Annotated in this window: 14 protein-coding genes; 12 read left to right on the top strand and 2 right to left on the bottom strand. The window is 36.6% G+C overall.

The genetic code is table 11. From position 1 onward, the window contains the following. Positions 1 to 263: 263 nt before the first annotated feature. From TPPER_RS00350 to cgtA, 11 genes are all read left to right on the top strand, one after another. Positions 264 to 2543, top strand: coding sequence for a preprotein translocase subunit SecA (locus tag TPPER_RS00350; RefSeq protein WP_099336811.1), 2280 nt, complete (start codon positions 264 to 266; stop codon positions 2541 to 2543). 63 nt (positions 2544 to 2606) lie between these two features. Then, a complete protein-coding gene (rplU, locus tag TPPER_RS00345) occupies positions 2607 to 3062 on the top strand; it encodes a 50S ribosomal protein L21 (RefSeq protein WP_099336810.1) in 456 nt (151 codons plus the stop codon). Further along, positions 2999 to 3262: a 50S ribosomal protein L27 gene (gene rpmA / locus TPPER_RS00340; protein WP_099336809.1), complete on the top strand. Its 264-nt coding sequence runs from the start codon at positions 2999 to 3001 to the stop codon at positions 3260 to 3262. Before rplU ends, rpmA begins: the two co-directional genes overlap by 64 nt. Positions 3263 to 3324: 62 nt before the next feature. Next, on the top strand, positions 3325 to 4692 hold the full coding sequence (gene dnaB / locus TPPER_RS00335; protein WP_099336813.1) for a replicative DNA helicase: 1368 nt from the start codon (positions 3325 to 3327) through the stop codon (positions 4690 to 4692). A gap of 53 nt (positions 4693 to 4745) precedes the next feature. Continuing rightward, positions 4746 to 5303 carry a ribosome-recycling factor gene (locus TPPER_RS00330; RefSeq protein ID WP_186787041.1) on the top strand — a complete coding sequence of 186 codons (558 nt, stop codon included), beginning with the start codon at positions 4746 to 4748 and terminating at the stop codon, positions 5301 to 5303. Between the two features lie 117 nt (positions 5304 to 5420). After that, the gene (locus TPPER_RS00325; RefSeq protein WP_186787040.1) at positions 5421 to 6377 is read left to right on the top strand and encodes a transaldolase family protein; all 957 of its coding nucleotides are present in this window, start codon (positions 5421 to 5423) and stop codon (positions 6375 to 6377) included. A 158-nt stretch (positions 6378 to 6535) separates the two neighbouring features. Further along, positions 6536 to 6934: a 30S ribosomal protein S9 gene (rpsI, locus tag TPPER_RS00320; protein ID WP_320410439.1), complete on the top strand. Its 399-nt coding sequence runs from the start codon at positions 6536 to 6538 to the stop codon at positions 6932 to 6934. An 8-nt stretch (positions 6935 to 6942) separates the two neighbouring features. After that, positions 6943 to 7266 carry an iron-sulfur cluster insertion protein ErpA gene (gene erpA / locus TPPER_RS00315; RefSeq protein ID WP_186787039.1) on the top strand — a complete coding sequence of 108 codons (324 nt, stop codon included), beginning with the start codon at positions 6943 to 6945 and terminating at the stop codon, positions 7264 to 7266. Between the two features lie 142 nt (positions 7267 to 7408). After that, positions 7409 to 9076, top strand: coding sequence for a dihydroxy-acid dehydratase (gene ilvD / locus TPPER_RS00310; protein WP_099336805.1), 1668 nt, complete (start codon positions 7409 to 7411; stop codon positions 9074 to 9076). 23 nt (positions 9077 to 9099) lie between these two features. Next, a complete protein-coding gene (locus tag TPPER_RS00305; protein WP_099336804.1) occupies positions 9100 to 9537 on the top strand; it encodes a ClpXP protease specificity-enhancing factor SspB in 438 nt (145 codons plus the stop codon). An 85-nt stretch (positions 9538 to 9622) separates the two neighbouring features. Beyond that, entirely contained in the window at positions 9623 to 10636 is a 1014-nt protein-coding gene (gene cgtA / locus TPPER_RS00300) for an Obg family GTPase CgtA (protein ID WP_099336803.1), read from the top strand. Between the two features lie 15 nt (positions 10637 to 10651). On the opposite strand, the gene ribH is transcribed toward cgtA, so the two are convergent. Then, the gene (ribH, locus tag TPPER_RS00295; RefSeq protein WP_099336802.1) at positions 10652 to 11113 is read right to left on the bottom strand and encodes a 6,7-dimethyl-8-ribityllumazine synthase; all 462 of its coding nucleotides are present in this window, start codon (positions 11111 to 11113) and stop codon (positions 10652 to 10654) included. A gap of 86 nt (positions 11114 to 11199) precedes the next feature. Here ribH and TPPER_RS00290 point away from each other — a divergent pair, with 86 nt between their 5' ends. Then, complete coding sequence (locus tag TPPER_RS00290; RefSeq protein WP_099336801.1) at positions 11200 to 11556, top strand: rRNA maturation RNAse YbeY; 357 nt, start codon at positions 11200 to 11202, stop codon at positions 11554 to 11556. Positions 11557 to 11612: 56 nt separating this feature from the next. On the opposite strand, the gene TPPER_RS00285 is transcribed toward TPPER_RS00290, so the two are convergent. Continuing rightward, positions 11613 to 12914, bottom strand: coding sequence for a GTPase (locus TPPER_RS00285; RefSeq protein ID WP_272896466.1), 1302 nt, complete (start codon positions 12912 to 12914; stop codon positions 11613 to 11615). Positions 12915 to 13128 lie beyond the last annotated feature (214 nt).

Genomic DNA, 13128 nt, shown 5'->3' with positions numbered 1-13128 from the left:
TAGTGGAGTTAGGGTCAGTAGTAAACAGAAGAGGATGTTTGTGAGGGAGTATGTGTGGGAACTCTCAGTAGGAAAGGTATCCCGGAGAAGGTTGGGGTGGAAAGCAGTAGTATGTTCTGCTGTCAGTCTGTTCATTGTTTCGTTAGCTTCGTTAGCCTCATACATATACGATAGCCTCATCATACATACTTTAAGGCTGTTCTCCTAGACTATCAACCCTATGTTCTAGCTCCTAGTACTTCCATGGATACAAAGAAGCCAGCATGCTAAAAGAATATACAACGAGAATCCTTGGGTTAGGTTCTTACTTTAAATACCTGAAAGGCATAGCATTCAAACTTAAAACGAATGTGCTTAAGCTTCACTTGAAATCAAACGTATCTTTTAACAAAGCTCTCCCATATGCTTTTGGGTTGTTTAAAGAGACTTGTTGTAGGTTAATAGGGTTTAAACTACATGATACTCAGTTACTAGGAGGACTTGCATTATGTAGTGGCAAAGCAGTGGAAATGAAGACAGGAGAAGGTAAAACATTAGCAGTTGCAGTTGCTTCTTTTGCCTGCTCACTGTTCAACTCAGGAGTGCTCATTGTAGTTCCAAGTGACCATCTTACAAAAAGGGACAGTGTCCTAACACAGATCGTATTTGAGTACTTAGGAACCTCAGTAGGTAAAGCTGTTGCAAACCTGGCTAACAGTTCAAAAAGAACAACATACAATTCAGATATTACTTACGTCTCTTTCAGTGAACATATATTTGACTATATACAAGACCACATGGTATATAAGAATCAAGAATATGTTCAAAGGAGAAAGCAAGCCTGCTCGATAGTGATAGTTGATGAGGTTGACTCTATTTTAATAGATGAAGCTGGAACACCTTTCATTGCCTCCACTTCTAACTATAGAACAAGCCTTTATACATATGTGAACAAGCTTATTAAGTTATATGTATTTGAAACCAATAAAGCTTTTCCTAGCCGAAACCTATATTACTCCAACCAACCTAAACAACTGCATTTAACTGAGCTAGGCTTTATTAAGACTGAAAGCTTATTAGTAAACGCTAATCTCATTAGAACCGGGAAACAGCTATATACGTCCAAAAGCTACCTTCTAATAACTATGATGTGCGTAATGCTAAAGACTTACAAAACAGTTAGTAAAGATAGAGACTATATTATCCGCAACGGAGAAGCAATAATTATTGCTAACTTAACAGGTAGACTTCTACCTAACAAACGTTGGTCCAATGGAATACATCTGGCTGTCGAAGCAAAAGAAGGAATCAAAGCAAGGAAAGACAGCCAGGCTATATCTCAGGTAGTGCTCCAGCCTTACTTTAGAATGTATAGTAGGCTATCAGGGATAACAGGAACTGCGAACGAAACACAAGAGCTCAAAAACCTGTACAATCTGAAAACTGTCGTTATTCCAACAAACAGTCCACAAGGCAGGGTTGATGAGCCAGACAGAATATACATGTCGCCTCGCGATAGGAGTATAGCTGTTATCAGAGACATTCAGAGTTGTTATAAACGTGGTCAACCAGCCTTAGTTGGAACACAATCGGTAGAACAGTCTGAAGGGACTTCTGTTATGTTAAGCTACATTGGGTTTCCCCACGAAATACTGAATGCTAAAAGCCAGCTGTTAGAACCTATAGTTGTTGCAAACGCTGGAATACCAAATAAACTATCTATAACGACCTGTATTGCATGTAGAGGAACAGACATTTTGTTAGGGGGTTTATTATACTTTGATCACAACCAACCCAAAGACCAAATATACATCAAATCCAAAAGGTTAGGCGGTCTAAGAGTTATCGGCATTGGTAGGCATAATCTAAGAAAACCTGAAGTACAGCTAATCGGTAGGTCTGGGAGACAAGGAGATGTTGGTACTTCCTGTTTTTATGTGTCCTTAAAAGACAGACAGCTAAATAGGCTACTCGTAAATCCCGAAAGTAAGCTTGCTCAAGCTAAGTTTGCTCAAGCCATTGAAACCATTCAAAAAAGAACTCAAGCTAAAAGCTTATACCAAAAAACACAATTAGCAAACTTCAACAACATCTTGGATTTCCAAAGACTTACATTACATAAGCTGAGAAGAAAGCTAACCTCCAAAAGCCAGTCAGAAGCCTTTGCACTCAAAACCAAGAAGTGGCCAGTCAAATGCTATATATATTCCCCAAAGCAGTTCTTAAAAGTATTGAGCTTAACTCTTTTTAAAGGAACTGTATATTCGATATCTTGGTTTAGGTTCTTAGTTAATCTAAATCACTTGGCCTGTATTGAAGTCTCAGGATTACAAAAGAGAAAAGAGCTGGAGAAATGCTTATTATTAGGTTCAATAGATTCAATATGGACGAATCACCTTAGGTTTTTAAACAGCGTTCTTTGGAGCATAAACTTAAGCTTTCAACCTTTCAACAAAGCCCACAAACAATACATTCAGAACACTTTGAACCTACTTAAACGAATGGTCGCTTATTTAGTTCTCGATGTTCTATGCCTGTCAGAAGTAGGAAGCCTAGCCACCTAAACCTACTTCCTATATCCTATAGCCACCTAAACCTTCCTCCTATAACCTATAGCCTGAATTCCAATGAACGAACAAGAAGAACAACTAAAATGTATGCTACTTCAGAGCGGGACTATTTATGGACACAGGTTAGACTACGCTATAATAAAGCTAAACGGCAAGCAGTATAAGACACAGGTAAACAAAAGAGTGGTCGTAGATCGAATGGGTTTACCAGAAGGTAGGCTGTTTTATCTACATAGTGTGCTCCTCCATATACATTGTAACAAAGTTCACATTGGACAACCTACATTATCAGGAGTCCGTGTAGTTGCAATGGTTTCAAGACACTTCAAGTCCAAAAAGATATCTATCCTAAAGCACAAAAGAAGAAAGCATTACATGAAGAGCCAAGGTTACAGAAGCCTACGTACTGAAATTATTGTGACAACCATTCAGACTACCCAGAAACTAACATGGCCCAAAAGAAAGCAGGCGGTGCTACTAGGAACAATAGAGACTCGAGATCCAAGAGACTAGGAATCAAAGCTTACAGTGGGGTCTTAGTAATGCCAGGTTCCATTGTTGTACGTCAGAGAGGCACAAAGATCCACCCTGGTAAAAACGTAGGTGCTGGAAAAGACCACACCTTGTTCGCATTGTCTAAAGGAGTAGTGAGATATTACTGGAATGCTTCTAGAAAGCTGGTAGATGTTCGAATGGTGCTTCGTAATAACTAACTCATGTTAACCCATCTTTCTTATTAGCATATGTTGTTTTGGCTGTTCCAGAAGTATATAATATGCTAGAACCTATCCATAGAAAAGAATATATGAAGACATTACCACACTCTTTAGAAGCAGAACAAACAATATTAGGCTGTCTAATGGTAGATAATAATATATGGGATGAAATAGCATCTGTTATTTCAGAGCAAGACTTCATGAAAAGAACCCATAGGCTAATATATAATGAAATGAAGTTATTATTAGATTCCCATAAACCAATTGATCTTATTACGCTTTCCGACTCATTAGAACAAAAAGGTAAGTTAACTATGATTGGTGGTCCTTCTTATTTAGCTGTTCTATATAAACCCATTACAATTACAAACACTGCCAACATATTAGAATATGCCGCTATTGTTAAAGATAGAGCAATAAAACGAGAGTTGATCAAAACATCTCAAGAACTAATTAACAATAGCTATAACCCGAAAGGAAGAAGTAGCTCTGAGTTATTGGCAATAGCTGAGTCAAAACTATCTCAAATAGCTGAGTATAGAATTAATAAATCCAATGGTCCTAAACCTATTGATAATATATTAGGGAAAACAGTTATTAATATAGAAAAAGCATATAAAAGTCCTAAAAAAGGTATTACTGGCATTTCTAGTGGGTATTATGAGTTAGATATAAAAACATGTGGATTACAAAAGTCTGACTTAATTATCATTGCGGCAAGACCTTCAATGGGTAAAACAACTTTAGCTTTAAATATATGTGAAAATGCTGTTGTTAATGAAGATAAGCCAGTGTTAATATTTAGTTTAGAAATGCCTAGTGACCAAATAATGATAAGAATATTAGCTTCTTTATCAAAGATTAACCAAACATCTATAAGGACTGGTCAGTTGGATAGAAACGACTGGACAAAGCTTTCTAATACTATGAATATGCTCTTAAAAAAGAAGAACCTATATATTGACGACTCTCCTGACTTAAAACATACAGATTTAAGAACAAGAGCTAACCGTATATACCGAGAAGCGAACGGTCTTAGTTTAATTATGGTAGACTATATGCAGCTAATGAAAGTGCCGTCATTATCAGAAAATAGATCATTAGAAATTGCTGAGGTTTCACGTTCATTAAAAGCTTTAGCTAAAGAACTACAAGTACCTATACTGGCACTTTCACAGCTAAATAGAAACCTAGAACAGAGAGTAGATAAACGTCCAATTAATTCAGATCTACGCGAGTCTGGTTCGATTGAACAAGATGCTGACCTAATAATGTTTATATATCGAGACGAAGTGTATCGTGAATATGTTAATACAGGTCTTCATGGAATAGCAGAAGTTATTATTGGAAAGCAACGAAATGGACCAACTGGAACTATTAAATTAAGGTTTAATGGCCAGCTGTCTCGTTTTGATAATTATAGTTGAAGTAGGCAGGCTATTGTTAATTGTAACCTCGTTTTAATAGGAGCACAATAACCTTGAATACAAACATATGTAAAGACTATGAACTTCAAGCAGGTAAATATATAGATTCTTTTATAAGGACTATTAACAGCTATAGAACAGGAAAAGCTTCTCCTGACTTACTTAATGGAATCAAAATAATGTATAATAATAAGCTAACATCTATACGTCAGCTAGCAACTATTTCTTTAGAGTCCACAAAGTCTGTAATTATTACTGCATTTGATAACTCACTAAACCCAATAATAAATAAAAGCATTATTGCTGCTAACTTAGGATTAGTTCCTTATCTAGAAACCAACTTAATTCGTATCTTATTTCCAGACCTTTCTGAAACCTATAGATATAGTTTAGTTAAGCTGGTTCATAATGAAGCTGAGAAAGTAAGAGTTACTATACGAAATACAAGACGTATGTTTAATAATAAACTAAAAGACCTATTTAAAAAGAAACTGCTTAGTAAAGATAATATGGAAGCTTTTCAAATAAAGATACAAACTATTACTGACTGTCTTATAAAGAAAGTTAATAATATAGCTTTAAGTAAAGAAGCTGAAATGCTTAGTCTTTAGCTAGGTGTTCTATATTCGTCTGTTTAGCAGCTCTACATAGTCCAGAAGTATTAAGATTACACCGTCAGTTAAACCCGAAAGAGCAGTTAACATAGAGCTAAGGACAAAAGAATGAACATGAATGCTTTAGAGTATCTAAAAAAATACACAACAGTTGCTTTGGACAGTGGAAACTTTCTAGAAGTAGCAAAGCTCCATCCGAACGATGTTACTACGAACCCTTCGTTGATTCTAAAAGCAACAAAAGACAAAGAGTGCTTAGCGTTTATAGATGGGGTAATTTCAACATACAAAGCTTACACTACTTCTGAAATAATAAACCAGATCTTAGTACATCTTGGCAATGAAATCCTAAAATATATACCTGGAACAGTTTCAATTGAATTGAACGCTGACTATGCTTTTAATGTTGAAGAATCTATGGAACAAATAGCTGAAGTCTTAATGTTGTGCAATTCGTTTAATATACAGGACAGAGTTCTGATTAAGGTGCCTGCTACTTGGGAAGGAATTCAAGTATTAAGGTTAGCTAGGAAAAAGAACGTAAGATGCAATATGACGTTGGTATTTTCTTTAGCTCAAGCAGTTTTGTGTGGTGAATCAAAAGCATATCTCATTTCTCCATTTGTAGGTCGTGTTTCTGATATGTACACAAGCTTAACCTCTAACTGCAAAAAACAGAATGAGTCTTTAGATGTAGGTGTTCAGTTTCTTGAACAAGTGTATCAATATTTCAAACATAACAACTACAACACTAAACTAATGGCAGCAAGCTTTAGGTCTATTGAACAAGCTCTATCTGTAACTGGGTGTGACTATGTAACTCTAAGTCCTGATATCTTCTTGGATCTCAAGAATACACATCGTTTACTACCAACATCTGTTTTAAGTGTTAGTCATATACGCAAACAACCCATAGACCTGAAACCAATCTGGAGTCAAGAGTTCTTTTATAGAGCATTAAAACAAAATGTCAACGCATACAAAAACCTAATAAACGGGGTCTATACGTTCAGAAAGGCTACACAGGAGCTAACACAATACATCGAAAAGCGAGTCTGTGTCGAATGTTAGGGACTTCTAGAATATATAGTACTCCTTGAATAACTGCTTTTAACCCCAACATCCATCAGTCAAGTCAAGAACCATCTTTCTCTAACAGCTTTAAGACTAACAAAACAAGAAGTGTTAAAAACCCTGTCTCAAACAGACACCCTCATCTGGAGAACTAAATGGGCATGGACATCTGGTATTATGGAACTGGTCGAAGAAAAAGATCTACCGCAAGAGTCTTTATTAGGGAAAGCGTTAAGAATGTAATGCTGGTAAATGGAATACTCCTGAATACCTACTTTACAAACCATAAACATATCGATATGTTACACCAACTCATACATCAACTAGATACTAAGCGCTCCTTTCTACTTAAAGCAACAGTTAAAGGTGGTGGTAAATGTGGACAGATTGCCTCTATCAGGCTTGGTTTATCCAGAGCTCTCGTTAAGATTAGTTCATCATTTAAACAACCACTTGCCAAACAAGGATTTCTGACTAGAGACCCAAGAGAAGTAGAAAGGAAAAAGTGTGGTCTTCATAAGGCTAGGAAACAAAAGCAGTTCTCAAAAAGATAATGAGCTGTATGTTAACCTTCACAGATAATTCAACAAAACATATGTGCCAAGTCATACAAGAGAAAAGCAACCCAAACTTAAAGCTTAGAGTATTTGTTCTTGGGGGAGGCTGTGCTGGTCTTCAATACATGTTTGCACTTGTCGAGAAGCAATGTGGGGATGACTTAGCATTTGTAAAAAGGACAGTTAGCTTCATTGTAGACTGCATTAGCTTACAGTATCTTAACAATGCAGTCATTGACTATAGAAGTAGTATTGACGGGTCTTATTATATAGTCTATACACCAAGTACCGCTTCTACTTGTCATTGCGGTTCTTCCTTTGTAATGTAGAAGCGACATCAACCGTTCCAGAGAAGGAGACCCCCATAAAAGAAGTACAATATATAGAAGATGGTAGCTTAGAACAGCAGGTTATGATGCAATCTTCAAGGCTTAGCTACTAACACACCTGCAGCTGTCGAATGGGTCTAAAATGAAGTACAACTCCAAGAGCGTTACAAAAGGTTATGTTAGAACTGCAAACAGGTCTATGTTCTACGCATTAGGATGTAGCTTAAAGGAGTTTAAGAAACCAATAGTTGGTATAGCTAACGGATATTCCACTATTACCCCTTGTAATGCTGGTCTACAAAGGATAACAACCACTGTAAGTAACCTTCTTAACCGACATGGAACCATAGCTCAGTCTTTTGGAGTTCCAACTGTTTCTGATGGCATTTCTATGGGTACTTCAGGAATGAGATATTCTTTAGTCTCTAGGGAAGTGATTGCAGATAGTATAGAAGTGTGTGCGCTAGGCCAAAGCATGGATGGTCTTATTGTGGTGGGAGGCTGCGATAAGAATCTGCCTGGTGGCTTGATGGCTCTAATAAGAGTTAACGTTCCTAGCATATATATCTATGGGGGTACTATCTTGCCTGGCTACTGGAAAGGAAAGGCGCTTACCATTGTTTCTTCGTTTGAAGCAGTAGGAAAGCTCAACACACAGGCTCTTACACATGAAGACTTTACAGAAATAGAGAAGCATTCTTGCCCTACTACAGGTTCTTGTGGAGGCATGTATACTGCAAACACTATGAGTGCTTCATTCGAATCGTTAGGTATCTCTCTGTTTTATTCTTCAACGATGGCAAACCCAACTACTGAAAAGATCCGTTCCTCTCGCCTGTCTGCAAAGTATTTAATGAAGCTCTTAAGATTAGGTGTTAACCCAACCATACTGATTACAAGAAAGGCAGTTGAAAACGCAATTACTGTTGTATTGTACATTGGTGGCTCAACAAATGCTATTCTACACTACCTTGCCATTGCAAACAGCGTTCGAGTTAGATTAACGTTAGACGACATAGAAACAATAAGAAAGAGAACCCCAGTGACATGCAACCTAAAGCCTTCAGGAACCCATGCAACTACTGATCTACACAACGTTGGAGGTATTCCTCAGGTTTTGAAAAGACTATCATCTCAAGAGTTACTGCACAAAGCATGTGCCACCGTTACCGGACGTACTTTAGGAGAAGAACTCAATAGGATTAAGCTTGCTACCCAATGTATATACAATGTTATACTACCAATCAACAAGCCATTACACCAACAAGGACATCTACTAGTTTTAAAAGGTAATCTTGCAGTGTTTGGAGCAGTAGCCAAAACATTAGGTGTCAAACGGAGATCCATTACTGGTAGAGCCAAAGTATTCAACGACGAAGAGAGCACAACCAAGTCAATATTGGACGATAGTGTTACAGCTGGCAACATTGTAATAATAAGGTACCTTGGTCCTAAAGGGGGTCCTGGAATGCCTGAGATGCTCTCTCCTACTTCTGCTTTAGTTGGTAAAGGCCTTGGAGATAAAGTATGTTTGATCACTGACGGTAGGTTTTCTGGTGGTTCTTGGGGTATAGTAGTAGGACATGTTGCCCCTGAAGCCTTTGTTGGAGGACCTATTGCTTTGGTTAAGAACAACGACTTGATAACAGTTGACTTATCAGAAGCTCTTATACATCTACATGTGAGCAACCCTGTCCTATTGAAACGACGAAAGCTATGGAGGTTACCAATAGTTGAGAACAGAAGAGGCATTCTTAAAAGATATGCTGAAGTAGTTAACCAGTCTAGCTTTGGTTCAGTTACTGTTTAAGACGGAGAGGGTGAGAGAAGCCAATGTATAGAGCTAACCTAATGTACAGCAGATTTAATATTGAAGCTACGGTCGTGTATTCGATATACCAATGGTGCATCAGTAATAGATATACACCATGTATATTATTTATGCCTAGTGTTAACAATAACTTACCAGACCGCCTAGTAAGACTGGAAGAGCTAGTTATTAATCTCAGTAGGAAAGCGGTACAAAAGCTTACCATTAGCAACGAAGCATTAGCTTTTAGTTCTAGCTTTTCAGGGTTAACCCATAATGTTAAGATTTGGTTTGTGCAGTTAGCTGCGGTATATGGGTTAGAAGTTGGTAATGGTGTTACAATGTACAGCTATCCGTTTGCTAGGGTTAAAAGAGCCACAATCAACAGGAACACAATCAACTCAAAGACCAACTTCAAAGTAACCTTTTGTATTAACGAAGAGTTCGAAACCAAACCCTGATGGAGCTAGACTTAGAATGCTTTTGGTAGGAAATAGAGTTAGTATGGTTCTAGACATAGTTAATAGTTATTGACAGCATATACATATGATGAACATAAATACCAACTTTATAGATGAAGCTATTATTTCAATCAAAGCTGGAACTGGAGGTAATGGAAGCGTAGCTTTTCGAAAAGAGAATGCTATACACTATAAAATACCTGATGGTGGTGATGGTGGAAATGGGGGTGATGTTTGGTTATATTCTGACAAAGCTATAAATACCTTATTATGCTTTAAACTCAAAAGGATATATATTGCTGAAAGCGGAACTAATGGTAAAAGAAATAGTTGTTCTGGAAAGAAAGGAAAAGATATGCTAATAAAAACACCCCTAGGAACAAGAGTTACTGATATTAAAACTAACCTACTTATTATTGATATGTCTTTTGTTGGTCAAAAGGTTTTAGTAGCAAAAGGTGGTCTTCATGGTATAGGCAACTCAAAGACTAAAACAACTAATAAGCTGCAAAAGAATAAAGGAATCCCTGGAGAAACATGTGATATTCATATGGAACTAATGTTAACTGCTGATGTAGGCATATTAGGACTACCAAATGCTGGTAAGTCTACTTTTATTAACTCTGTTTCGAAAGCTAAATCAAAAGTAGCTAGTTATTCTTTTACCACAGCTTTTCCTGTTTTAGGAGTTGTTCAGCTATATAATAACAGGTTTATTATTGCTGATATTCCTGGTTTAATTGAAGACGCTTCTAATGGTATTGGTTTAGGCATTAGGCTTTTAAAACAATTAGATCGATGTAGCCTATTATTACATATTGTTGACTTAAAACATATGAATGAGTCGCTTATATATAAAGCTATTAAAACTATCAATAATGAACTATATCAATATAATAGCTTAACTTCAAAAAAGCATTGTTGGTTAGTTTTTAATAAGGTAGATAAAATAACTGATAAGGCCTTTTTAATAAGACTTGTAGATAGGTTTATAAGAAGAATAGAATGGAAATCTAAATACTATATAGCTTCATCTATAAACCATATTGGTATTAAAAAGCTATGTTACGATATCCTATATTACCTATCTATGCATTAGCTATTAGATTAGTCTTTATATATAGCTGCTAGTCATAATATTAACTAACTCTAATATAGTAACAATAGACTCAGCTCCTTTATATCCAGCTTTAGGATCTGTTCGTTCAATAGCTTGATCAATATTATCTGTTATTAGCATTCCTGAAGTTATTGATAGCTTATTATTTATTGTTATATTGTTATAGCTTAAGTTACAATTACTAACTACTGTTTTAAAATGTATAGTATCTCCTCGAATGATAGTACCTATTGGAATTATAATATTATGTCTCTTATTATATAATAAACTATTTACTATTAGCTGCATCTCATTAGAACCGGAAACCCAAAGAATATCTATAGGCTTATTATATATAGCTGCTATTAACTTAATAGTATTTACTACGCTTTTTAATATGGTTTTACTAATAAAGTAATTAAAGCGAGCAATAATAACTACTACTTTATAGGAGTAACTAGAACATATGCTCTTCATGTGGACTTTATCTGGTTTAGGGTTAGCTTATCATAATTAAAACTATTATAGCATTACCTCGAATCAGAATAACAGGAGAACCTCCTATGTATATGCAGTATGGGTCTGAAGAAGACGTTGGTTTAGTTGGTATTCTGCCAACAGTCAGGTTAACAAAAGAGTCTCTTCAGTTAGTTGATCAGCATACTGTGGGTATTACCATAAGATATGTAGGTGCTAGAGAGATGAAGCGTTTAAACAAAAAGCATAGAAGCAACAGATTACCTGGCAACATCCTAACCTTCTGCACTCTTGGGTCTAATTCCAAACAGGTGTGCTGTGATTTAATATTGTACCATAGGCTTATTCTGAAGGAGAGCTTAAACTACAACAAAACCACACAAAGCTATTACATGGAGCTTTTTGCTAAAGGTATTCTAAATGTACAAGAGTGTTTAGTATGACTTCATAAGCTATGTGGGTTTAGGACATCTTTTTGGTATTGTATTGTTGTTAACGGCTAACGTACATTTCTTAAGTTAATATGAATATGAAGCTTATTGAGACCTAGCATTTCTGTTATGGTTTCTTTTATATGTCTCTTTGAGTCTTTGTTTAGCTTATTAATGTTTGAACCATGTGCTACTAGAACCAAAGGACTACAGCCGCCTTGGTGTATATAGTTTAGCTTAAGCTTGTCTTTTGCGGATGTTGCGGCTGTTGTGGGTGTTGAAGCCTCAATGGTTGGAGCAGGAGCAGTATCCCCAATCAACTTATTTAGCTTTATAGTTGGTATCTTTGTGTTAGCGAGGTTGTTTAGTCTGTGTAGTGTTGCTAAAAGGCTGTTTAGACCAATCCGTTTAAGAGCTGAGAATGCTAAAACACATACACGAAACTGCTCTTTAAGTCTTTGTAGTTCAGGTAGTTTAGCTTTAACGTTAAAAGCTTTAACAGTATCACATTTGTTAAACCCAACAGCTAGAGCTTTGTTGTTCCTGAGTGCAAAGTCAATAACTGTTAGGTCATGTTTTGCTATACCGAGCTGAGCATCAACCAGCAATAATACGATATTGGAAGTTAGGATGGTTTGCAGTGTTTTTAAGATTACGCATCTAGCAACAGAGTATTCAGAGGTTCCTTTTCTTTTCAGACCTCCAGTATCAATCATTGTGTATTGATGGTCTTTGAACATAAGAGAAGCTTCGATTGGGTCCTTTGTGGTGCCTGATACGATAGACACTACCGAACGGTAATAGCCTACTAAAGTATTTACTAACGTGGATTTACCAACATTTGGTTTTCCAACTATTGCTACTCTGGTACTATTTCTGGTTCCTAGCTCTTTTTTAACATTCAATGCTTGGTTGAGATTCCTTAGGATGTAGTACATCATTCTTTTAATTCCAATATTATGTGCAGAAGACACGAAGAAAGAACTACAGACGATGTGGTTAAACTCTTTCTTCATAAAAGCGTAGTTGGGGTCTGCCTTGTTTATTGCTACGTAAACGGACTTGTCGAGCCTCGAAAGGTAGTTTAAGATCTTAAGGTCTCCTGTGGATAAACCCTCTCTAGCATCTAAAACAAGAATGACCGTACTGGAAAGACTAACTACCTTCTTAAGTTGATCTGTAGGGGCACTGTAGACATCCCAACCGTTAGTATCCAGAACATAGTACAGTCCAAACCTTTTACGATGTAGAGCTCCAATGCCATATCTACTATCAGCAGTAAGACCTGGTAAACAGTATGCTATTGACCCATGTTGACATATTATGCGGTTGAACAAGGTGGTTTTCCCAACGTTTGGTCTTCCTAATATAGGTATAGATGCGTACTTCAGCCTATGCCACTAGCCTTTTGGGTTGTTGATAAAGCAGCTATTGTTTCTTCTTTTATATTAGCATTCATATGATATATTGCTGTTGGCTCTATGGCTTTTGGGTTGCTCGTAGTGATGTATTATTGGAATATGTCCCTGAATCAATAGTTAACTAACCAAAAGACTATCTATTCTAAGCCCTTCTCTAGAACAC

Origin of the sequence: Candidatus Tremblayella phenacoccinincola (genome assembly GCF_002682985.1) — a bacterium.
GTDB lineage: Bacteria > Pseudomonadota > Gammaproteobacteria > Burkholderiales > Burkholderiaceae > Tremblaya > Tremblaya phenacola_C.
Note: the sequence above shows the minus strand (reverse complement) of the source record. Positions and strands in the feature narration are given on the sequence as shown.